This is a genomic window from Actinoplanes solisilvae (assembly GCF_003999975.1).
Lineage (GTDB): Bacteria > Actinomycetota > Actinomycetes > Mycobacteriales > Micromonosporaceae > Actinoplanes > Actinoplanes solisilvae.
The window spans coordinates 373,732-394,193 of sequence record NZ_RJAC01000005.1; the positions used below are offsets into that span (position 1 = coordinate 373,732).

Sequence of the window (20,462 nt, forward strand, 5' to 3'; positions counted from 1 at the left end):
CTCGCGCGGGTCCGCCAAGTGAGCACGCGCCTCGCGCCGTCCGTCAGTTGAGCGCGCGCGCCTTGTCCAGCAGCACGGCGCGTTCGCGGGCGTTGGCGCACAGCCGCGCCGCCAGCTCCAGCTCGGCGCGCGCCTCGGCGGTGCGGCCCAGCCGGGTCAGCAGTTCGCCGCGCACGCTGGGTACCAGGTGCGAGCCCGGTAGCCGGTCGGTGGCGACCAGCTCGTCCACCATCAGCAAGCCCTCGGCCGGGCTGCCCGCCATCGCCACCGCGACGGCTCGGTTCAGTTCGACGACCGGGGACGGCGCGACCCGGCCCAGCGCCTCGTAGAGCAGCACGACGCGCTCCCAGTCGGTGGCGGCGACCGAATCGGCGGCGGCATGGCAGGCGGCGATCGCGGCCTGCAACCCGTACGGGCCCAGACCGCGACCGGCCGCGGCGGCCTGACCCAGGGCGGCCCGTCCCCGGCGGATCGCCGAGCGGTCCCAGCGCCGACGGTCCTGCTGTTCGAGCAGGATCGCCTCGCCGTCCGGGCCGGTGCGGGCCGGGAACCGCGACGCGGTCAGCTCGCACAGCGCGAGAAGCCCGAACACCTCCGGTTCGCCGGGAAGCAGCGCGGCCAGCGTGCGCGTGAGCCGGACGGCCTCGTACGCCAGGTCTTGTCGCAGCAGACTGTCGCCCGCGGTCGCCGTCGAGCCCTCGGTGAAGATCACGTAGAGGACGCTGAGCACACCGCCGAGCCGTTCACGTCGCTCGGCCACCGGCGGCACCTCGAACGGCACCCGAGCCGCCGCGATCGTCTTCTTGGCCCGGGTGATCCGCGCCTGGACCGTCGGCACCGGCACCAGGAACGCGCGCGCGATCTCCTCGGTGGACAGCCCTCCGACCGTACGCAGAGTCAGGGCCACGCGAGCCTCGGGCGAGAGCACCGGATGGCAGGCGACGAACATCAGCGCGAGCACGTCGTCGTCGATGCGGTCCGGATCCCACAGGTGTCCGTCGCTGCCGTCGGTGTCCTCCACGGCCAGAAGGGCGTATTTCTCGTCGCGGGCGGCCCGGCGGCGGAAGGCGTCGATCGCCCGCCGCCGGGCCGTGGCCAGCAGCCAGCCGACCGGATTCGCCGGCTCACCGTCGCGGGGCCAGGAGACGAGCGCCTCGGCAACTGCCTCCTGGGCCACGTCCTCGGCCAGCTCCAGATCACCGGTGTAGCGGGTGAGCGCGCCGACGATCCGGGCCGACTCGATGCGCCAGATCGCCTCGAGCGAGCTCACAGCTGCCCGGTCTGCTCACGCCAGGCCCGCTCCTTGCGGATCCACTCGTTGTCCTGCGGGAACTCGTCGATGCCCGGCACCCGGCGCACCTCGCACTTCGCGCCCGGGAACGCGGGGAGGCGCTTGGCCCACTCGATCGCCTCCTCCTTGGTCGGCACGTCGATGAGGTAGAAGCCGCCGAACAGCTCCTTGGTCTCCCCGTACGGGCCGTCGGTGATCACCGGCGTCTCCCCGGAGTAGTCGACCACCACGCCCTGCGACGCGTCGTCGAGGCCCTCGGCGGCCACCAGCACCCCGGCCTTGATCAGCTCCTCGTTGAAGCGGCCCACCGTCTCGAGCATCTCGTCGAACGGGGTGTCGGCCATCTTGGCCTGGGTCTCGTCGGTGTTGCGCATGATGAGCATGTACTTCGCCATGACGTCTCTCCTGGTGTCGCTCGGCGGTCGCGTTCTCGACCTTCTCACCCTCAGGTCGAACGGCGCGGACACCGATCGACAGACCCCGCGAAAATAGTTCGTGAGCGCGGCTGCGCTACATTGCGGGTCGTCTTCGACAGAGGGAGAAACTGTGCGGCTCGGGTGGGCGTTGGGCGGGATCGTCCTGGTGGCGCTGGCGGGCGGCTGCACCTCGGACGAGACGCCACAGAAGACCCCCGTGTCCCAGCCGCCGGCCTCGGCCCCGGTCTGGAGCGAGCCGGCCTCCTACTCGTACGTGCTCGCGCGCGGCTGCGACGACGCCAAGCCGCTGGGCCGCTATCAGGTGAAGGTCGCCGACGGCGCGGTCGCGTCGACCGATCGGCTCGACGCCACCGTGGTCACCCCCTCGGCCGGGGCGGACGAAGACCTGGGACCGGCGACCGGTGAGACGGGCGAGGAGATCGAGGCCTTCACGCTGCAGGGGCTGCTCGACATGGCTCAGACGGCCAAGGAGGACGGCGGCGAGGTGACCACGGTCGCCGACGGCACCGACGGACACCCGGTCAAGGTCGTCATCAACGTCTCGGACGAGGGTCCGGCCGGCGCCGAGTGCTGGAACGTCAGCGACTACAAGGCCGGCTGACTTCGAGTTGTGACGCGGGCGGGGCAGCGCGACATCGGTCCCGGTTGTTAGCGTTCCGCGCGTGATCCACCCGTCTTCGCCCTCTGAACCCCCGCCCGACGGCCAGCCGACGACGCCGCTGCCCGCCGATCCAACGGCGCCGCTCGCCGACCCGACGGCGCCGCCCGCTGCCTATACGCCGCCGACCACCGCTTTCCCGCCGCCGACCACGGCTTTCCCGCCGCCGACCACGGCTTTCCCGCCCCCGCCGAACGCTTTCCCGCCGCCGCCTGCTTATGCAGCGCCGCCGCCGGGATACCCGCAGGCTCCTCAGCCCTACACGGACCCGTACGCCGGCTACGCCCCGCCGCCACCCCCACCGGCCACGGGGACCAACGGCTTCGCGATCGCGGCGCTCATTCTGGGCATCCTCGGCGGTGGCCTGCTCGGCATCATCTTCGGCATCGTCGCGCTCGTCCAGATCAAGAAGCGCCCTCAAGGCGGCCGCGGCCTGGCGATCGCCGGCTTGGTGATCTCCGGCGTCTGGCTGCTCGTGTACCTGGTCGCCTGCGGCTTCGCGATCGCGTCCGACGACGGGGACGACAAGGCGGCCAACTCCGTGGGCTCCGGCAACAATCGCGTGTCCGTCTACAACCTGCGCGAAGGCGACTGCGTGGGCGACCTGGGCGACAAGGACACGGTCTACGACGTACCCGTGGTGAAGTGCTCGGTGTCGCACGAGGGCGAGGTGTTCGGCACCTTCGAACTCCCCACCGGCGCCTGGCCTGGCGAGGACAAGGTCTACTCCCTGGCCGACGCCGGCTGCGCCAAGCGCCTCGACTCCTACGCGAGCGGCCCGGTCGACGACCTGGAGTACTTCCCGCTGACCCCGGTCAAGTCGGAGTGGCCCAAGGACCGCGGCGTCACCTGCATCGCGACCGACCCCTCCGGTCCCCGTACGACGTCTCTGCGGGACTGATCGAGGGCGGGATCGTCACCGATCCCGCCCTCAGCCTCAGGACGGCAGGCGCGGGCCCGCCTCGCGCTGGGCGGCCAGCCACTGCTCGACCTCGGACGACGAGCGGGGCAGGCCGGCCGACATGTTCTTGCAGCCGTCCGCGGTGACCAGGACGTCGTCCTCGATGCGGATGCCGATGCCGCGCAACTCGGCCGGGACCAGCTCGTCTTCCGGCTGGAAGTAGAGGCCGGGCTCGACGGTCAGCACGTAGCCCTCCTCGAGCGGACCGTCGCGGTAGGTCTCGTTGCGGGCGTGCGAGCAGTCGTGCACGTCGATGCCGAGCATGTGGCCGAAGCCGTGCAGCGTCCAGCGGCGGTAGATCGTGCTGTCGTCGCTCATCGCCTCGTCGACGCTGACCGGCAGCAGGCCCAGGTCGTGCAGGCCCTCGGCCAGCACCCGCATGCAGGTCTTGTGAACGTCCTTGAACGCGACGCCGGGCTTGATCGCGTCCATGCCGGCCTGCTGGGAGGCATACACGATGTCGTACACCTGGCGCTGCAGCGGGGTGAACCGCCCGTTGACGGGGACCGTGCGGGTCACGTCGGCGGTGTAGAAGTTCTCGCCTTCGACGCCCATGTCCATGAGCAGCAGCTCGCCGGGCTTGGTGACGCCGGTGTTGCGCACCCAGTGCAGGATCGTCGCGTGCGCGCCGGCGCCGACGATCGAGCCGTAGCCGACGTCGTTGCCGTCGTGGCGGGCCCGCAGCCCGAAGACGCCCTCGAGCAGGCGCTCCTTGACCCCGCGGTCGGCCGGCAGCACCCGCGCCACGTCTTCGAACCCGCGCACGGTCGCGTCGATGGCCGCCTGGAGCTGGGCGATCTCCCACTCGTCCTTGACCAGCTTGAGCTCGCTGATCACCCAGGCCAGCTCGCGGTCGCGGGGCTTCTCACGGTCGGGCTCGTAGGCCAGGATCGCGCGGTCGACGTTCGCGTCGAAGCCGCGCAGCACCCTCGTGCGGCCCGGGGCCGAGCCGGCCAGCACGGTGCCGAGCTCGCCCAGCGAGGCCGTCTCGATGCCCAGCTCGGTCGACTTCTCGGCCAGCGTGTGGGTGCGGCCCACCCAGAGCTCGCCGTTGCGGCTGCGGAAGAACGCGTCGGTGTCCTTCGAGTTGCGCTGGTGGGTGTAGAGCACCGCGTCGTGGCCGGAGCCGCTGGGCCGCAGCACGAGCACGCTGTCGGGGTCGCGGTCGCCGGTGAGGTAGACGAAGTCGCTGCCGGGCCGGAACGAGTATTCGGTGTCGTTGGCGCGCACCTTCTCGTTGCCGGACGGGATGATCAGCGTCTCGCCGGGGAACGCCTCGGACAGCGCGTTGCGCCGCTTGGCGTAGTTGGGCACCTCGGGCAGCGGGCTGACGGCCAGCGGGTCCTCACGCCACCCGCCCCGCATGAACTGCAGAAACGCCTCGGGGAAGGCGGGGTCGTGCGATTCCGTCTTCGCCGCGGGTGGCGCGGCCTTCTGCTCGGCCATGGTGGTGCCTCCGATCGTCGATCCGCCCCCGACGGTACCGCCTGCCCGGCGCGTGGGAGCGCCCGGCAGGCGCGTTCTCAGCGCTCCGGCAGGGTCAGGCAGGCCACGCGGTCGCCGGCGCTGCCCGCGACTCCCGGGGCGGTCTTCGTGCGCTCCGCGTGCAAGATCAACGAACGCGCGGACGCGCCGGGCGGGAACGTCCAGTTCAGCACGGCCGAGGTGGTCGCGGTGCCGTAGCCGTCGACCGTGAAGTCGAGCCAGATCTCGTTGCGCGGGTTGGCGTACGAGGGATCGACCGAGGGCGGCGAGGCGGCGGCCGCCGGGTCCTTCCGGTGCTGATAGTGCGGGCCGGCGTCGGCGGGCAGGGCGGCGCAGGGCTTGGTGTGCAGGTGCGCGCCGTAGGTTCGCCGCGGGATCAGCCCGGCCGTCTCCAGGCGTACCTCGATGCCGGCGGGGTGCTTGGCGATCGAGACGGTGGCCTTCGCGCCCGGGGGAACGACCTTGGGGTCGTACGAGATGGCTGTTGACCCGGCCTTGAACGGCAGGAAGGTGCCGGCGGCGACGATCTCGGGCGATGCCGAGCCGATCGGCGACGGGCTGGTCGAACCCTGGTAGAGCGACCAGGGGGAGACCGAGGTCAGCACCGAGGACCCGGTGGTGGGGACGATCTCGGCCGGGTTGGCGCAGCCGGCGAGCAGGGCTGTGGGGAGCGCGAGGACGAGCGCACGGAGCAACATCCTCTGATCATCTCAAATATGGACATAATGGGCGAGCACTGGCGCACCGGGTTCCCGGGCGGAAGGCTGTTCGCAAATACCGACGGAGGGAACGGCACATGGGCTACGCGGTGGTGCTCGGCGAGGCGCTGATCGACCTCCAGGAGTCCGAGCACGGCGGCGAGGTGGTCTACCGCCAGGCGATCGGCGGCGCGCCGCTCAACGTCGCCGTCGGCGCCACCCGGCTCGGCGGCCAGGTGCAATACGTCGGCTCGCTCAGCGACGACGTGCTGGGCAACCGGATCGCGGTGTTCCTGACCGAGCGTGGCGTCGGCACCGGCGGGGTCAAGCGGGTCGCCGCACCCACCACGCTGGCCGTGACCACCTTCCTGGGCGCCGAGCCGACGTTCACCTTCTACGGCGAGCCGCCCTCGTACGCGCTGCTCGGACCGGCCGACGTCGACACGGCCACGATCGCCGGCGCCGACGTGCTCTACGCCGGCTCGATCAGCCTGCTGCGTGAGCCGTTCCGGGCCGCCGCCCGCGCCGCCTGGGCCGTGCCGGGGCCGCTGCGCGTCTTCGACCCCAACGCCCGGCCCACCCTGCTGCCCGACGGCGCGGCCGTGACCCACCTGCGCGAGCTCTCCGAAGAGTTCTTCGCGACAGCCGACCTGGTCAAGCTCAGCGCGGCCGACGCCGAGGTGCTCTACGACGGCGCCTCGCCCGAGCAGGCCGCCGAGCGCATCCGTGGCCTGGGTGCCAAGGCCGTCGTGGTCACGAAGGGCTCCCAGGGCGCCTACGTGGCCGCCGCCGACGGCACCGCGACACTGGCAGCGCCCAAGGTCGACGCCATCGACGCGACCGGCGCCGGCGATTCCGTGATGGGTGCCCTCGTACGCCGTCTGCTCGCCGACGGCCCGCCCAAGGATCTCGACGGCTGGCAGCGCAACGTGCGCTTCGCCCTCGCGGTGGCCGCACTGGTCTGCGAGCGTCGCGGCGGCGCCGTGGCGATGCCGACGAACGAGGAGGTCACCGAGCGCTGGGGCGCCCTCAGCTGAGCGCCTTCTCGATGAAGCGCTGCCGGTCGAGCACCCGGCGCTCGACCAGCACCTCGGCCACGAGCACATCGTCCCTGCGCACGACCACGTCGAAGAAGAGCCGGGGCCCCTCCACCTTGGCCAGCGTCGCCAGGGCGTACACCTGACGGCCGACCGGGGTGGGGGACTGGTGGGAGATCTCGGCCCGCACCCCCACCGTGGTGATGCCGCCGGGGATGTGGCGGGCGGTCGCGGCGACGGTGGCTGCCTCGGCGAGCGCCAGAACGCGCGGCGTGGCCAGTACGGGCACGTCACCCGAGCCCTGCGACTGGGCGGTGTCGGCGTCGGTGACGGTCAATTCCACCCGAGCGGTCAGACCGGGCGTGAATTCCGGGAACTCCATGGGATAGACCCTAAGGCTTCTGCCAATACGCCTCGTCCTTCAGCGGCTCCTCGGGCTTGCGCGCCTTACGGGCCCGGGAGGCGAGCTCGGCGGCCAGCGCCCACGCCTCGGCCAGGTCGCGGTCCTTGGCCTGCCCGGCCCGGCCCCGAGCCGTGTCGGCATAGACCGTCGCCAGTCCGAGCCGACGCTGCAGGGGCCCTTGAACGACCCGCACGCTCTGCAACCGGGCGTACGGCACCAGGTGCATCTCACGGGTGAGCAGGCCCCAGCGCGACACGAAGACCTCGGGCGTGAACCCCACCCCGAGCGACCGCAGCGAGATCGGATTGAGCCAGCGTGCCCGTCGCGGCGGCGGCGAGGTGGCCAGCGCGGCGAGATCGACACCGGGCAGCACCTCCCACACCAGCCCGCGCGCGGTCGCGAAGTCGCCCACGGGCAGCAGCCGGTCGGAGCGTTTCGAGTCGCCGCCCGGCTCGCCCGCGTTGCCCGCGATGTCGAGCCGCAGGTGCAGCCAGCCCTGACCGCGCCACAGCAGCGGCCACGTCGCCCCGACGGCCTGCACCCGGTTGAGCGGCACGACCTGGTTGCGCGTCTCGAGCAGCCCGTAGCGCACCGCGAGCCGCCCCTCGGGGTCGCGGGCCAGGCGGAAGTCCCAGTCCTGCAGCACGCGCCGCACGGGCTGCAAGAGCACGCCGGCCATCGCCGTCACCGTGCTGGCGATGCCGACGAAGGTCCACGAGCCCTCCAGCACGAACTGGAGCACCACGAAGGCCACGCCGAGCGGCAGGAAGAACGCTTGCGGGGTCAGCAACTGGCTGACTACGAGGTCGCGGTTGCTGACCCGGACGAGCGGACGCTCCAGCGCCGGGGCTGCCGGGCCCTCGGTGGCCGGTTCGGCTTCCGACTGCGTACGGCCGGCGAGCGCGAGGAGCCGTTCCCGAAGGGCGGTCGCCTCGCGGACCGTCAGGTAGGCCAGCGGGGCCTCGGTCTTGCCCCCGCCGATCACCTCGAGGCGCAGCTCGGCCAGCCCGGTGAGCTGGGCCAGCAGCGGCCGCCGCAGCTCGACCGTCTGCAACCGCTCGAGCGGGATGGCCCGGTTGCGACGCCAGACGACACCGTCGGAGATGCGCAGCTCGCGGCCGACCACCTGATAGCCGGTGGTGAGCCAGCCGACGATCGAGAAGACCACCACGCCGACCGCGACGACCAGCACGACCAGCGCGAACCGCTCGACCCCGACCTGCGAGAGCGTCTGCCAGGACAGCGCGGCCACGATGACCGCGATGCTCTTGGCGCCGTGCAGGACCGGGCTGAGCGGGTGCAGACGGCGCCGGGGTTCGTCGACGGTCGTCCCCGCGGGGTCGGTGGTCGTCACAGGCCTTCGGCCCGGTCTTCCCCGAGCGCCGTGAGCCGGTCGCGCAGGCGGGCCGCCTCGGCTGGGGGCAGGCCGGGGATGCGGGCGTCGCTGGCCGCCGCGGCGGTGTGCAACTGCACGGTGGCCAGGCCGAACGCGCGTTCGAGCGGGCCGGCCGTCACGTCGACGAACTGCATGCGGGCGTACGGGACGATCGACAGGCGCCGCACGAGCAGGCCGTGGCGGACCAGCAGGTCTTGGTCGCGCTCGGCGTAGCCCCAGGCCCGCACGGCGCGCACGGTGACGAACGAGCGCCAGATCGCGTTGGCCAGGACCAGCCCGATGCCCAGCCACCAGAGCCAATGGCCCTGCAACACGAGGCCGACGACGAGGCCGGCGACGACGATCACCGACCAGGACCAGCGGACGATCAGTTCCACTGTGATCAGCTTGGGCGAGACCGGGCGCCACTCGACGGTGTCGGGCCAGGGGGTCAGGGCGTCGACGGTCACCGCTTAAGCCTAGGCGAGCGGCGCATCCGACGCTGCACCGAAGGGCGCCACTTCCCGCAGGAATCCCCGCACCTCGAGGAAGTTGCCGAGGGTGACGCGGTGCTCGTCGCAGGCGAGCCAGGTCTTGCGGTAGTCAGGCGCGTGAAGCTTGGGGTTGTTCCACCTGAGCGCCCAGGATGCCGGCTGACGACACCCCTTCGACGAGCACTGAGGCTCTTCGGGGCCGTCGAGCTTGTCGGGCAGGATATTCACGCCCACAAGAATAATGAGCGCCGGGCGACCACGGGGGAAGCCGCCCGGCGACGGGGAGAATGTTACACGCTTCCCGACTCGGCGCATCCTCCCGGCGGACGTGCCCGATCCGGCGGATCGCGCAGAAAGATCGATGCCTGCGGCGTATTGCGACACCACGAGCACGCTCTCAGGTCGGTCGTGTAAGTCTTGAGCGTCGGCAACTGGCTTTCGACCGCTGTGGAGGACTGGTGGCTCAGCCGCTCACGCCCGAGACCGAGACGACCCCGGGAGCCGTTGCGGCCGTCCCCCCGGCCGTTGTGTCCGTCACCCCGGCGCAGGACGCCTCGCAACTCGAGCGCGCGATGTTCGAGGTCAAGCGGGTCATCGTCGGCCAGGACAGAATGGTCGAGCGCATGTTCGTGGCGCTGCTCGCCCGCGGCCACTGCCTGCTCGAGGGTGTTCCCGGCGTCGCCAAGACCCTCGCCGTCGAGACGCTCGCCCGCGTCGTCGGCGGCACCTTCTCGCGCGTCCAGTTCACCCCCGACCTGGTGCCCGCCGACATCGTCGGCACCCGCATCTACCGGCAGAGCAGCGAGAAGTTCGACGTCGAGCTCGGCCCGGTCTTCGTCAACTTCCTGCTGGCCGACGAGATCAACCGCGCGCCGGCCAAGGTGCAGTCGGCCCTGCTCGAGGTCATGGCCGAGCACCAGGTGTCGATCGGCGGTGTCTCCCACGAGGTGCCCACCCCGTTCCTGGTGATGGCCACCCAGAACCCGATCGAGCAGGAGGGCGTCTACCCCCTGCCCGAGGCCCAGCGCGACCGCTTCCTGATGAAGATCCAGGTCGGTTACCCGACCGACGCAGAGGAACGCGAGATCGTCTACCGGATGGGCGTCAGCGCCCCCGAACCCAAGACGATCTTCACGACCGACGACCTGCTCGGCCTGCAGCGCCGCGCCGACCAGGTGTTCGTACACAACGCTCTGGTCGACTACACGGTGCGGCTCGTCCTGGCCACCCGCGCCCCCGCCCAGCACGGCATGCCCGACGTCGCCCAGCTCATCCAGTACGGCGCGAGCCCGCGCGCCTCGCTGGGCATCGTCCGCGCCACCCGGGCGCTGGCGCTGCTGCGCGGCCGCGACTACGCGCTCCCGCAAGACGTGCAGGACATCGCGCCCGACATCCTGCGCCACCGTCTGGTGCTCAGCTACGACGCGCTGGCCGACGACATCCCGGCCGACCACATCGTCGCCCGCATCATGCAGAGCGTGCCGCTGCCGTCGGTCGCCGCCCGCCAGGGCGCCTCGCCCGTTCCCTCCGCCCCGGTCAGCCCGACCGCGCCCGGTGTCGCATGGCCCGCACAACACTGAGCGGCCTCGGCGCGGGGGGCACGGCCCGCGCCGAAGCCGTCCTCTCCCGGCTGCAGTTGCTGGTCACCCGCAAACTCGACGGACTGCTGCAGGGCGACTACGTCGGCCTGCTCCCCGGTCCCGGCAGCGAGGCGGGCGAGTCCCGCGAATACCGCCCCGGCGACGACGTACGCCGCATGGACTGGCCGGTCACCGCCCGCACGACGACGCCGCACGTCCGCCGCACAGTCGCCGACCGTGAACTCGAGACGTGGATGGCGATCGACCTGAGCGCCAGCCTCGATTTCGGCACCGCCAAGCTGCTCAAGAGCGATCTCGTGCTCGCGGCGGCCACCGCGATGGCCCATTTGACCGTGCGGGGCGGCAACCGCATCGGCGCCGTCGTCGGAACCGGTGGCCCCTCAGTCGTACGGCTGCCCGCCCGGCCCGGCCGCAAGGAAGCCCAGGGACTGCTGCGCGCCATCGCCGGCGTCGAGATCAAGCCCGGCCGCGCCGACCTCGGCGAGCTCATCGACATGCTCAACCGCCCACCCCGCCGCCGCGGCGTCGCCGTCGTCATCTCCGACTTCCTCGCCCCCGTCGACGGCTGGGCCCGCCCGATCCGCAAACTCGCCGTCCGCCACGACGTGCTCGCCGTCGAGGTCGTCGACCCGCGCGAGCTCGAACTGCCCGACGTCGGCGTGCTCACCCTGGCCGACCCCGAGACCGGCGCCCTGCACGAGGTGCAGACGGCCGACGAGAAACTGCGCCACCGCTACGCTGAGGCGGCCGCCGAACAACGCGGCGCCATCGCGAGCGCCCTGCGCGCCGCCGGCGCCGCCCATCTGCGACTGCGCACCGACACCGACTGGCTGCTGGACATCGTCCGATTCGTGGCCGCCCAACGACACGCACGCACCCGGGGGACCACCCGATGATCCGTTTCCTGGAGCCGTGGTGGCTCCTGGCGCTGCTGCCGGTGCTCGCCCTGGCCGGGCTCTACACGTGGCGGCAGTTCCGCAAGCGCACCTTCGCGATGCGCTTCACCAACGTCGACCTGCTTCGTACGCTCGCCCCGCGCGGACTGGGCTGGCGCAAGCACATCTCGGCCGTCGCGTTCCTGCTGTCCCTGCTGACGCTCGGCGCCGCCCTGGCCCGCCCGTCGGTCGACAAGGAAGAGCCGCTCGAACGGGCCACCGTCATGCTCGCGATCGACGTCTCGCTCTCGATGCAGGCCGACGACGTCGCCCCCAACCGCATCGAAGCGGCCCAGGAAGCGGCGAAGGCGTTCATCAACGAACTCCCGCCGACCTACAACCTCGGCCTGGTGTCCTTCGCGAAGTCGGCGAACGTGCTCGTCTCCCCGACCAAGGACCGCTCCCAGGTCGCCGCCGCGATCGACGGTCTCACCCTGGCCGAGGCGACCGCGACCGGCGAGGCCGTCTACACCTCGCTCGACGCGATCCGCTCGGTGCCCGCCGACGGCGCCGACGGCGCACCCCCGGCCCGCATCGTGCTGCTCTCCGACGGCTACCGCACGTCGGGCCGCTCGATCGAGGACGCGGCCACCGCGGCGTCCCAGGCCAACGTGCCCGTCTCGACGATCGCCTTCGGCACCGACACCGGCGTCGTCGACATCCGCGGAGCCCTCCAGCGGGTGCCGGTCGACCGACTGTCGCTGCAGCAGCTCGCCGAGAACACGAAGGGCTACTTCTACGAGGCGGCCTCGGTCAGCGAGCTGAAGCAGGTGTACGAGGACATGGGCAGCTCGATCGGCCACCGGGTCGAGCCGCGCGAGGTCACCCAGTGGTATGCCGGGCTGGCTCTGCTGCTGGGCCTGACGGCGGCCGGTCTGTCACTGATCTGGACGTCCCGCCTGCCCTGATCGCTCAGCGCGTTGTGCTTTCTCAGGGCAGGTTGTGCTTTCTCAGGGCGTGTTGTGCGCGAGAACGAAAAGCACAACCACCCAGGTAGCGGCGATGGTGAACGTGAGAGGCGCAATAAGGTTCTTCATGTCGGATGCTGCTTTCCGCTGAAGTGACTGGCGTTCTCAAGCGCACGTCACGTCGCGGCCGGCACCCACGCATCCATCGCCGCGGCGCACACGACTGATCCGGCCCCGCCTGCTGTGGGCGGTGCCGGGGATGCGGGGCTTCGAATCGTCAGGAGATCTGACGGACGGCCCGGCCGCGACTAGGAGGATCGCTATCTCGCACAGCGATCACCTCCAACTAGTCGTTCCGGCGACTGGACCGCGTGAGACTGTACCCCTTAAGGCCCCGCTAAGAAACGCGCCCCGGCATGTCGTGGCGAGGACCACCCGACAGGACGATGTCAGCGACCGCCCGCAGGGTCTCACTGCCCGGCGTGAGGTAGAAATCGTGGCCCGCGACACCGCCGGTGGGCAGGGTTTTCGCCCCGAACCCGGGAGATGACGGGCGCCGGCCGAGCCCCAGCCCGAAGACCCGTACCTGAGGAATGCGGCGGATCCAGTCGGTGGGCGCCAGGGCCGACCAGACCTGAGCACCACCGAGCTCGCCGGCGCGGTCGACGCCGACGCCGGGTGCGCCGAGGGTGATGACATCGCTCACGCTCTCCAGGCGCCGGGCGGCGAGGCCGACGACGATCGCGCCGTAGCTGTGGCCGATCAGGGTGACGGTGGCGGCGGGGCGCTGCGCCTGTACGTCGCGAACGAAAGCGGTGAGGGCGGTAGCGCCGGTGCGGGCGCGGCCTTCGGTGGCTGCGGCGAGGCCGACACCCTCGGGCGGGTCGTAGCCGAGCCAGGCTATGACAGCGGTGTGCGGGTCGCGCTTGGCGAGCAGGTCGTGCAGGGCGCGGGCCTGGACACCAGGGGCGCGGCGAGGGACGCCACCGAGGCCCCGGTCGAAGTCGGCCAGGACGGTGTCGACCCCGGGGACGAGGACGGTGATGCGGGTGGCGGTGGAGAGGTCACCGAGCACCTCGGCGGCGCGGCCGTCGCCGGTCGGGTCGAAGAAAAGGAAGTGGCGGTTCTGGGCGGCCCAGGTCGCGTAGGGGCAGCCGGCGGCAAGCATGCGAGCGGCGGTGTTCCGGTAGGCGTCGGCGAACGTGGGGAGGGCTTGTGTGCGGCGGCCTGTGGATAACGCGGACCGTCCGAGCTCGGAAGCCGCTAGGCTGCCCACCCTGGGTGGGGCGGCGGCTGCGGTCAGGGCGAGCAGGCTGGTCAGGGCGAGGGTGAGCGGCAGGATTCGCATGGCCCAGAGCGTCCGGCCACGGTGGATCCCGGAGCGTCACACCGCAGACCGGAATCGCACGTGGCACCGAGGTATGAGCCGTCAAGGACGATCCGCGTTCCACCGCCGAGGGCTCCCGGGCGGCTGGCGTTGTGATGGCGTGCGGTGCGGTTGGTCGCGATGACGAGCGTTGGCCAACCGTGAACGGCGGGCCTTATCGGGCTCGCCGCCGTCGCAAGAACCAGGAACCAGGCCCCTTCCCCGCTTGACCGTTCCCCTGATCCTTGATGCAGGGGCCTCGATCGCGCTGCAGGGGCCTGAATCCAGAATCTAGTGTTGATCATGAGGAGGGAGGGGCCCGGTTTCCTGAAGTTGAGACCGGTCATTCGGCTCGGCGTGGGCACGACGCGACCGGCGGCACACCGCGCAGCACCACGACGCGCCGGCCCGCACAGGGAAGCCCTAATTAGTGACGACCCTGCTACCGCAGCCCGGCAGCGCGAAGCCTCAGTGACCGCAGCCCGGCCGCGCGAAGCGGATTCCGACCTGAGACAGCTGAGGGCAGACCTCCACGGCAATGCTCTGCAGAAGGTCCGCGAAGTCAGTCCTAGCTTGGAGTGACCAGGCCTGATTCGTAGGCGAAGACGACGGCCTGGGCACGGTCTCGCAGGTTCAGTTTGGACAGGATGCGTCCGATGTGGGTTTTCACCGTCTGCTCGGCCACCACGAGGTCGGACGCGATCTCCTGGTTGGACCGGCCGCGGGCGATCAACCGCAGCACATCCGTCTCTCGCGGCGTCAAGGCGTTGAGGGCGGCGGGGCTCGGGCGGTCGGCCAGGGGGCGGGCGGCGAACTCGGCGATCAGACGGCGGGTCACCGAGGGGGCCAGCAGGGCCTCGCCCGCGGCTACGACACGTACGGCGTTGATGAGGTCTGCGGCGGGGGCGTCTTTCAGCAGGAAGCCGCTCGCGCCGGCCCGCAGGGCCGCGTAGACGTAGTCGTCCAGGTCGAAAGTGGTCAGGATAAGGATCTTGGGGCCGTCCTGAAGGCGGCGGGTTGCTTCCAGGCCGTCCATGATCGGCATGCGGATGTCCATCAGGACCACGTCGGGGCGCAGGGAACGGGCCTGGGTTACCGCGGCGGCGCCGTCGGCGGCGTCACCCACGACGAGCATGTCGGGCTGGGCGGCCAGCAGGGCGCCGAAACCTTCGCGGACCATGGCCTGGTCGTCGGCGATCAGGACCTTGATCATTCAGGGGTGGCCTCTCGCAGGGGGAGTTCGGCGTGGACCAGGAAGTCTTCGCCGTCGGGGGCGGCGGCCAGGGTGCCGCCCAGCAGTTCGGCGCGTTCGCGCATGCCGGAGAGACCGTGGCCACCGACGCCGTGGCCGCTGACGCCGTCGACCGGACCAGCGGTCCGGCGGTTGCGGACGGTCAGCTCCAAGCGGTCGTCGGCGGCGCGAGCCACGACGGTCACCGGGCCGCCGGGCGCGTGGCGGGCCGCGTTGGCCAGGGCTTCCTGCACGATCCGGTACGCCGCCAGGCTCACTGTCTGTGGGAGGGCGGCGGCGGGAAGGACCAGGTCGGCGGCCACATCGAGGCCGGCGCCGCGGGCGGTCTCGATCAGGTCGTCGACCTGGGCGAAGCCGGGCTGCGGGGTGAGCGGCGCGTCCTCGGAGCGCAGGACGCCCAGCAGGCGGCGCATGTCGGTCAGCGCCTCGCGGGCGGCGACCGCGATCGTGGCCAGCTCGTCGCGAGCGGGGTCGGGCAGGTCGCCGAGACGATAGGGGGCGGTCTCGGCCCGTACGGCGATCATCGACATGTGGTGGGCGACCACGTCGTGCATCTCGCGGGCGATGCGGGCCCGTTCCTCCAGGACGGCCCGTTTGGCTCGTTCGAGCTCGGTCAGCTCCTCGCTTTCGGCCAGCAGAGCCTTCGTGCGCCGGCGGCGATGGACGATGTCGCCCAGTGCGGCGATCGCCACCAGGAGCAGGGCGGCGCCCCAGGCGTTCGCCCGTGAGGTGTAGATGAAGACCGGGACCAGGCTGGCGGCGGTCGCCCAGATGGTCAGCGACGAGTTCTCCACTACGGCCAGCCGACCGAGCACGAGCAGGAAGGCGAGGATCTGGACGACGTTCCACGGCCAGGACTCCTTCGGGGGCGCCTCCAGGGAGCCCACGAAGAGCATGACGAAGGCCAGGCGCCACGCCAGCAGGGGCCGACGGAGAGTGAGGACGACCGGGAGCAACGCGCCGATCGTCATGATCACTATCACGATGACGATCAGGTCGCGGGTGTCGTTCAGGTTGGTGCCCATGGCCAGGCCGAGGCCGCACAGAGCCAGCAGACCCAGGGGATACGCATAACTCCAGAAGCGACCCCGCAGCGCCGGGCGGGGCGTCTCTGGTGACCAGAACAGGCGGCGCAGCGGCCCCGTGGCGTTGCGCCGGGTCACCGGGCCGATAGTCTCCACTCCGGCAGGTTACGGCGCTGCCCACGGCGCCGTCGTGCCCCTCGGGTGCTATCCGGCACCCCTACCCGGGTATGAGGAGCGAAGGTCGTGGCTCGCACGGTATTGGTGACAGGCGGCAACCGGGGCATCGGCCTCGCGATCGCGCAGGCGTTCGCTAAGCAGGGCGACCGGGTCGCGGTCACGCACCGGGGCAGCGGCGCCCCCGAGGGCCTCTACGGGGTCCAGTGCGACATCACCGACCCGGCGCAGGTCGACGCCGCCTTCACCCAGATCGAGAAGGACCTGGGCCCGGTCGAGGTGCTGGTCGCCAACGCCGGCATCACCGACGACACGCTGCTGCTGCGCATGAGCGAGGAGCAGTTCGAGCGGGTCGTCGACACCAACCTCAAGGGCTCGTTCCGGGTCACCAAGCGCGCCAGCTCGAAGATGCTGCGCGCCAAGTGGGGACGCATCATCTACATCTCGTCGGTCGTCGGGCTCTACGGCGGACCCGGACAGGTGAACTACGCCGCGAGCAAGGCCGGCCTGGTCGGCATGGCCCGCAGCATCGCCCGTGAGCTGGGCACCCGCAACATCACGGCGAACGTGGTGGCGCCGGGCTTCATCGACACCGAGATGACCCAGGTGCTCTCCGACGACCGCCGGGCCGAGATCATCAAGGCGGTTCCGGCGGGGCGCCTCGCCACGGCCGACGAGGTGGCGGCCGCGGTGACCTTCCTGGCCAGCGACTCCGCCGCGTACATCAACGGCGCCGTGATCCCGGTCGACGGCGGTCTCGGTATGGGCCACTGAATCACATAAAAGGAGATAAAGAACCCGTGTCTGGACTGCTGGCCGGCAAGCGGCTGCTCATCACCGGCGTGCTCACCGACGCATCGATCGCGTTCGCGGCGGCCAAGATCGCCCAGGAGAACGGGGCGAAGGTCGTCCTCACCGGCTTCGGGCGGCTCTCCCTGGTCGAGCGCATCGCCAAGCGTCTGCCCGAGCCGCCGCCGGTCATCGAGCTCGACGTCACCGACCCGGAGCATCTGGCCGGACTGGCCGACCGGGTGCGTGAGCACATGGACGGCATCGACGGCCTCGTGCACTCGATCGGCAACGCGCCGCAGAGTTGCCTCGGAGGCAATTTCCTTAACGCGCCGTGGGAGGACGTCTCCAAAGCGCTCCACGTCTCGACCTACTCCTACCAGTCGCTCGCGGTAGCTTGCCTGCCGTTGATGCAGTCCGGCGGGAGCATCGTCGGTCTCACCTTCGACGCCACCAAGGCATGGCCGGTCTACGACTGGATGGGCGTCGCCAAGGCGGGCCTCGAGTCGGCCAACCGCTACCTTGCGTTGCACCTCGGCAAGCAAGGCATCCGTAGCAACCTGGTGAGCGCCGGCCCGCTGCGGACGATGGCCGCCAAGTCGATCCCGGGCTTCGAGCAGTTCGAGGACGCGTGGTCGGAGCGGGCACCCCTCGGTTGGGACCTGCACGACACCACCGCGGCCGGCAAGGCCATCTGCGCCCTGCTCTCCGACTGGTTCCCGGCTACGACGGGTGAGGTTGTGCACGTCGATGGGGGTTACCACGCGCTCGGTGCGTGACGCGGTGGAATAGTGGACGGGTGGCTTACGACGCGTTCGTCCTGCTGTCCTTCGGTGGTCCTGAGAAGCCCGATGACGTGATGCCGTTCCTGCGCAACGTGGTGCGCGGGCGCGGCATCCCGGACGAGCGCCTGGCCGAGGTGGCCGAGCACTACATGCACTTCGGCGGCGTCTCCCCGATCAACCAGCAGAACCGTGACCTGCTCACCGCCGTACGCGCGGAGTTCTCGAACAACGGCGTCGGCCTGCCGACGTATTGGGGCAACCGCAACTGGCACCCCATGCTCGAGGACACCGTGGCGCAGATGCGCGACGACGGCGTGACCCACGCGCTCGGGTTCGCCACCAGCGCGTACGGCGGTTACTCCTCGTGCAAGCAGTACTGGGAGGACATCGCGAACGCCCGGGCCAAGGTCGGGCCGGGCGCGCCGGTGATCTCGAAGTTGCGCCAGTTCTGGGATCACCCCGGCTTCGTCGAGCCGCACGCGGACGCCGTACGGGATGCTCTGGCCACTCTTGATCAGAGCAGGCGCGCCACCACCCGGCTCGTGTTCACGGCGCATTCGATCCCGGTGAGCATGGCCAAGACCGCCGGCCCGACGGGTGGCCGCTACGAGGCGCAGCTGCACGAGACGGCGCGGCTGGTGGCCGGGAACGACGACTGGGACCTGGTGTGGCAGAGCCGCTCGGGACCGCCGCAGGTGCCGTGGCTCGAGCCCGACATCAACGACCACCTCGAGTCGTTGGCGGAAAAGGGCGTCACCGACGTCGTCGTCAGTCCGATCGGTTTTGTCTCCGATCACCTGGAAGTCATCTGGGACCTTGACAATGAGGCCGCCGACACGGCCAAGCGGCTCGGCCTCGGTTATGCCCGCGCTGCGACGCCGGGCACAGATCCGCGTTTTGTCGACATGGTTCGGGAACTGGTGCAGGAGCGGACCGATCGTGCGCCGATGCAACGGCTCGGTACGCTGCCGGTCTGGGACGACTGCCCGGTCCCGTGCTGTCCGCCACCACAGCGACGAGGAGCGTAATGACAGAGCGCCGTAAGGCCGTTGAAAGCTGGCTCACCGACATGGACGGGGTCCTCGTCCACGAGGGTGTGCCGGTGCCGGGCGCCCCCGAATTCGTGCACAAGATGAAGACGTCCGGTAAACCGTTCCTCATTCTCACGAACAACTCGATCTATACGCCCCGCGATCTGCAGGCCCGCCTGAGCCGCATGGGCATCGAGGTCCCCGAGCAGTCGATCTGGACCGCGGCGCTGGCGACGGCGCAGTTCCTGGCCGATCAGAGGCCGGGCGGCACGGCGTACGTCATCGGCGAAGCCGGTCTGACCACGGCCATGCACGCCGCCGGTTATGTGCTGACCGAGTTCGACCCGGATTACGTGGTGCTCGGCGAGACCCGCACCTACAGCTTCGAGGCGATAACCAAGGCGATCCGGCTCATCGACTCCGGGGCCAAATTCATCTGTACGAACCCCGACGCGACCGGGCCTTCCAACGAGGGCGCGCTGCCCGCCGCGGGTTCGGTCGCCGCGATGATTTCGAAGGCGACCGGGGTCGATCCCTACTTCGTCGGCAAGCCCAATCCGATGATGATGCGCTCGGCGTTGAACACCATCGAGGCGCACAGCGAGAGCACGGCGATGATCGGCGACCGGATGGACACCGACGTGCTCTGCGGGCTCGAGGCCGGGCTCGAGACGATTCTCGTGCTGACCGGCATCAGCACCCGCGAGGAGGCCGACCGCTACCCGTTCCGGCCGTCGCGCATCGTGAATTCGGTGGCCGACCTGATCGACGAGATCTGAGGGGCGCGGATGGGCCATCCGATCATGTTCGACGATGCTCATCCGCACCTTCACCGCGTACGGGAAATCGCCCTTGACCTGCCCGACGCGGCGGAGAAGATCTCGCACGGGCATCCCGCGTTCTTCACGACGAAAGTGTTCGCCTATTACGGCGCTTCGCTCAAGGTCGACGGGGAGTGGGAGCGGCACGACAATTCGCTGCTGGTGCTGCTCGATCCCGACGAACGTTCGTCTCTGCTGGAAGAGCCGCGCTGCTATCTGCCCGCCTATCTGGGTGTGGCGGGGTGGATCGGCGTCGATCTGAGCGACGACACCGACTGGGACGAGATCGCCGAGTTGATCGATGCGAGCTATCGGCTTACGGCCGGGGTGCGCCGCGTGGCGAGGCTCGATCAGGGAATCAGGCGGTCGAGCAGCGGGAACTCGTCGTAGACCTGGTTCCAGTCGCCGAAATGACCGTCGTCGCGCACGATCTGGGTGCCGCCGAGACGGTCGAACATGGCTCGGCCCTGGTGCTCGTCGCAGCCGTACGGGTCGTTGCGTGAATTGACGAAATAGAGATCGCCGGCATTGGCGCGGATCGCTTCCCAGTCGTACGAGTCCTGAAGCACCGGTTCGTCGGAGGTGTTCGGCGGCGTGCAGTAGCCGGCCACGAGGATCGCCTGACCGACCCGGACGTGTTCGAGCAGGGCCAGCAGCAGCGCGGCACCGCCGGAATGGCCGACGAGCACAGTGTCCTCGTCGAAGTGGTGGGCTTTGACGACGGCCGGCAGGAAGTCGGCGATCGGCTCGACGTTGACGCCGGGGTAGGACGGCACCTCGACGTCGAATCCACGCCGGCGAAGGCGTGCGGCCAGCCAGGGATACCAGGCAACGTCAGGGCTCCCGCCCGTCCCGTGGAAAATGATCGCGTTCAAGGCCGGTCTCCCAGATTGTTCACAGCGGCGGTCAGGTGACTTTTCGCGGTTTTGCGTAATA

The 20,462-nt window shown here is 70.5% G+C and carries 23 protein-coding genes; 11 read left to right on the forward strand and 12 right to left on the reverse strand.

The window, feature by feature from the left end; genetic code table 11:
• Positions 1–43: 43 nt before the first annotated feature.
• Positions 44–1,270 (reverse strand): RNA polymerase sigma factor, encoded by a 1,227-nt coding sequence (locus tag EER30_RS17385; RefSeq protein ID WP_127501493.1) that lies wholly within the window; start codon positions 1,268–1,270, stop codon positions 44–46.
• Positions 1,267–1,686 (reverse strand): YciI family protein, encoded by a 420-nt coding sequence (locus tag EER30_RS17390; RefSeq protein WP_127501494.1) that lies wholly within the window; start codon positions 1,684–1,686, stop codon positions 1,267–1,269. The genes EER30_RS17385 and EER30_RS17390 overlap by 4 nt, the downstream gene beginning before the upstream one ends.
• Before the next feature lie 151 nt (positions 1,687–1,837).
• Between EER30_RS17390 and EER30_RS17395 the strand changes: the two genes are divergently transcribed.
• Both EER30_RS17395 and EER30_RS47090 read left to right on the forward strand, forming a co-directional pair.
• Positions 1,838–2,329 (forward strand): hypothetical protein, encoded by a 492-nt coding sequence (locus tag EER30_RS17395; RefSeq protein ID WP_205650265.1) that lies wholly within the window; start codon positions 1,838–1,840, stop codon positions 2,327–2,329.
• A gap of 61 nt (positions 2,330–2,390) precedes the next feature.
• Entirely contained in the window at positions 2,391–3,287 is an 897-nt protein-coding gene (locus EER30_RS47090; RefSeq protein WP_164842355.1) for a DUF4190 domain-containing protein, read from the forward strand.
• Positions 3,288–3,323: 36 nt separating this feature from the next.
• Here the strand turns inward: EER30_RS47090 and EER30_RS17410 are convergent, their stop codons facing one another.
• Positions 3,324–4,793, reverse strand: coding sequence for an aminopeptidase P family protein (locus EER30_RS17410; protein ID WP_127501495.1), 1,470 nt, complete (start codon positions 4,791–4,793; stop codon positions 3,324–3,326).
• A gap of 77 nt (positions 4,794–4,870) precedes the next feature.
• The gene (locus tag EER30_RS17415) at positions 4,871–5,530 is read right to left on the reverse strand and encodes a superoxide dismutase family protein (protein WP_127501496.1); all 660 of its coding nucleotides are present in this window, start codon (positions 5,528–5,530) and stop codon (positions 4,871–4,873) included.
• A gap of 98 nt (positions 5,531–5,628) precedes the next feature.
• On the opposite strand from EER30_RS17415, the gene EER30_RS17420 reads away from it, so the two are divergent.
• Positions 5,629–6,567 (forward strand): carbohydrate kinase family protein, encoded by a 939-nt coding sequence (locus EER30_RS17420; protein WP_127501497.1) that lies wholly within the window; start codon positions 5,629–5,631, stop codon positions 6,565–6,567.
• On the opposite strand, the gene EER30_RS17425 is transcribed toward EER30_RS17420, so the two are convergent.
• From EER30_RS17425 to EER30_RS17440, 4 genes are read right to left on the reverse strand one after another with little or no spacing between them, the layout of a single operon-like run.
• Positions 6,560–6,949 (reverse strand): thioesterase family protein, encoded by a 390-nt coding sequence (locus EER30_RS17425; protein WP_127501498.1) that lies wholly within the window; start codon positions 6,947–6,949, stop codon positions 6,560–6,562. The genes EER30_RS17420 and EER30_RS17425 overlap by 8 nt on opposite strands.
• Positions 6,950–6,959: 10 nt before the next feature.
• Complete coding sequence (locus EER30_RS17430; RefSeq protein ID WP_127501499.1) at positions 6,960–8,324, reverse strand: PH domain-containing protein; 1,365 nt, start codon at positions 8,322–8,324, stop codon at positions 6,960–6,962.
• A complete protein-coding gene (locus EER30_RS17435; protein WP_127501500.1) occupies positions 8,321–8,815 on the reverse strand; it encodes a PH domain-containing protein in 495 nt (164 codons plus the stop codon). Before EER30_RS17435 ends, EER30_RS17430 begins: the two co-directional genes overlap by 4 nt.
• Before the next feature lie 9 nt (positions 8,816–8,824).
• Positions 8,825–9,067 (reverse strand): hypothetical protein, encoded by a 243-nt coding sequence (locus EER30_RS17440; RefSeq protein WP_432417550.1) that lies wholly within the window; start codon positions 9,065–9,067, stop codon positions 8,825–8,827.
• 230 nt (positions 9,068–9,297) lie between these two features.
• On the opposite strand from EER30_RS17440, the gene EER30_RS17445 reads away from it, so the two are divergent.
• Genes EER30_RS17445 through EER30_RS17455 form a run of 3 tightly spaced genes read left to right on the forward strand, consistent with a single transcriptional unit; the run spans position 9,298 to position 12,283 of the window.
• Positions 9,298–10,419 (forward strand): AAA family ATPase, encoded by a 1,122-nt coding sequence (locus EER30_RS17445; protein ID WP_127501501.1) that lies wholly within the window; start codon positions 9,298–9,300, stop codon positions 10,417–10,419.
• Entirely contained in the window at positions 10,401–11,336 is a 936-nt protein-coding gene (locus EER30_RS17450; RefSeq protein WP_127501502.1) for a DUF58 domain-containing protein, read from the forward strand. Before EER30_RS17445 ends, EER30_RS17450 begins: the two co-directional genes overlap by 19 nt.
• A complete protein-coding gene (locus tag EER30_RS17455; protein WP_127501503.1) occupies positions 11,333–12,283 on the forward strand; it encodes a VWA domain-containing protein in 951 nt (316 codons plus the stop codon). Before EER30_RS17450 ends, EER30_RS17455 begins: the two co-directional genes overlap by 4 nt.
• 397 nt (positions 12,284–12,680) lie before the next feature.
• Here EER30_RS17455 and EER30_RS17460 read toward each other — a convergent pair whose 3' ends face one another.
• The 3 genes from EER30_RS17460 to EER30_RS17470 form a co-directional block, all read right to left on the reverse strand.
• Positions 12,681–13,631 carry an alpha/beta hydrolase gene (locus EER30_RS17460; RefSeq protein WP_127501504.1) on the reverse strand — a complete coding sequence of 317 codons (951 nt, stop codon included), beginning with the start codon at positions 13,629–13,631 and terminating at the stop codon, positions 12,681–12,683.
• A gap of 586 nt (positions 13,632–14,217) precedes the next feature.
• Positions 14,218–14,862, reverse strand: a complete 645-nt coding sequence (locus EER30_RS17465; RefSeq protein ID WP_127501505.1) for a response regulator — start codon at positions 14,860–14,862, stop codon at positions 14,218–14,220.
• Complete coding sequence (locus EER30_RS17470; protein ID WP_240670074.1) at positions 14,859–16,082, reverse strand: sensor histidine kinase; 1,224 nt, start codon at positions 16,080–16,082, stop codon at positions 14,859–14,861. Before EER30_RS17470 ends, EER30_RS17465 begins: the two co-directional genes overlap by 4 nt.
• Before the next feature lie 87 nt (positions 16,083–16,169).
• On the opposite strand from EER30_RS17470, the gene EER30_RS17475 reads away from it, so the two are divergent.
• The 5 genes from EER30_RS17475 to EER30_RS17495 are packed head-to-tail and all read left to right on the forward strand — an operon-like array spanning position 16,170 to position 19,916.
• Complete coding sequence (locus tag EER30_RS17475; RefSeq protein ID WP_127501506.1) at positions 16,170–16,874, forward strand: beta-ketoacyl-ACP reductase; 705 nt, start codon at positions 16,170–16,172, stop codon at positions 16,872–16,874.
• A gap of 26 nt (positions 16,875–16,900) precedes the next feature.
• Positions 16,901–17,668 (forward strand): enoyl-ACP reductase FabI, encoded by a 768-nt coding sequence (gene fabI / locus EER30_RS17480; RefSeq protein WP_127501507.1) that lies wholly within the window; start codon positions 16,901–16,903, stop codon positions 17,666–17,668.
• A gap of 20 nt (positions 17,669–17,688) precedes the next feature.
• A complete protein-coding gene (locus EER30_RS17485; RefSeq protein WP_127501508.1) occupies positions 17,689–18,702 on the forward strand; it encodes a ferrochelatase in 1,014 nt (337 codons plus the stop codon).
• A complete protein-coding gene (locus tag EER30_RS17490; protein ID WP_127501509.1) occupies positions 18,702–19,484 on the forward strand; it encodes an HAD-IIA family hydrolase in 783 nt (260 codons plus the stop codon). Before EER30_RS17485 ends, EER30_RS17490 begins: the two co-directional genes overlap by 1 nt.
• A 9-nt stretch (positions 19,485–19,493) precedes the next feature.
• A complete protein-coding gene (locus EER30_RS17495) occupies positions 19,494–19,916 on the forward strand; it encodes an MmcQ/YjbR family DNA-binding protein (protein ID WP_127501510.1) in 423 nt (140 codons plus the stop codon).
• On the opposite strand, the gene EER30_RS17500 is transcribed toward EER30_RS17495, so the two are convergent.
• Complete coding sequence (locus EER30_RS17500; RefSeq protein WP_127501511.1) at positions 19,877–20,401, reverse strand: RBBP9/YdeN family alpha/beta hydrolase; 525 nt, start codon at positions 20,399–20,401, stop codon at positions 19,877–19,879. The two genes, EER30_RS17495 and EER30_RS17500, sit on opposite strands and share 40 nt — an antisense overlap.
• Positions 20,402–20,462: the final 61 nt, after the last annotated feature.

Excerpts from the sequence above, each read along its gene's own strand:
- EER30_RS17450 (WP_127501502.1), top strand. The coding sequence starts at position 10,401 with ATGGCCCGCACAACACTGAGCGGCCTCGGCGCGGGGGGCACGGCCCGC.
- EER30_RS17420 (WP_127501497.1), top strand. The coding sequence starts at position 5,629 with ATGGGCTACGCGGTGGTGCTCGGCGAGGCGCTGATCGACCTCCAGGAG.
- EER30_RS17425 (WP_127501498.1), bottom strand. The coding sequence starts at position 6,949 with ATGGAGTTCCCGGAATTCACGCCCGGTCTGACCGCTCGGGTGGAATTG.
- EER30_RS17455 (WP_127501503.1), top strand. The coding sequence starts at position 11,333 with ATGATCCGTTTCCTGGAGCCGTGGTGGCTCCTGGCGCTGCTGCCGGTG.
- EER30_RS17490 (WP_127501509.1), top strand. The coding sequence starts at position 18,702 with ATGACAGAGCGCCGTAAGGCCGTTGAAAGCTGGCTCACCGACATGGAC.
- EER30_RS17415 (WP_127501496.1), bottom strand. The coding sequence starts at position 5,530 with ATGTTGCTCCGTGCGCTCGTCCTCGCGCTCCCCACAGCCCTGCTCGCC.
- EER30_RS17460 (WP_127501504.1), bottom strand. The coding sequence starts at position 13,631 with ATGCGAATCCTGCCGCTCACCCTCGCCCTGACCAGCCTGCTCGCCCTG.
- EER30_RS17495 (WP_127501510.1), top strand. The coding sequence starts at position 19,494 with ATGGGCCATCCGATCATGTTCGACGATGCTCATCCGCACCTTCACCGC.
- EER30_RS17390 (WP_127501494.1), bottom strand. The coding sequence starts at position 1,686 with ATGGCGAAGTACATGCTCATCATGCGCAACACCGACGAGACCCAGGCC.
- EER30_RS17410 (WP_127501495.1), bottom strand. The coding sequence starts at position 4,793 with ATGGCCGAGCAGAAGGCCGCGCCACCCGCGGCGAAGACGGAATCGCAC.
- EER30_RS17465 (WP_127501505.1), bottom strand. The coding sequence starts at position 14,862 with ATGATCAAGGTCCTGATCGCCGACGACCAGGCCATGGTCCGCGAAGGT.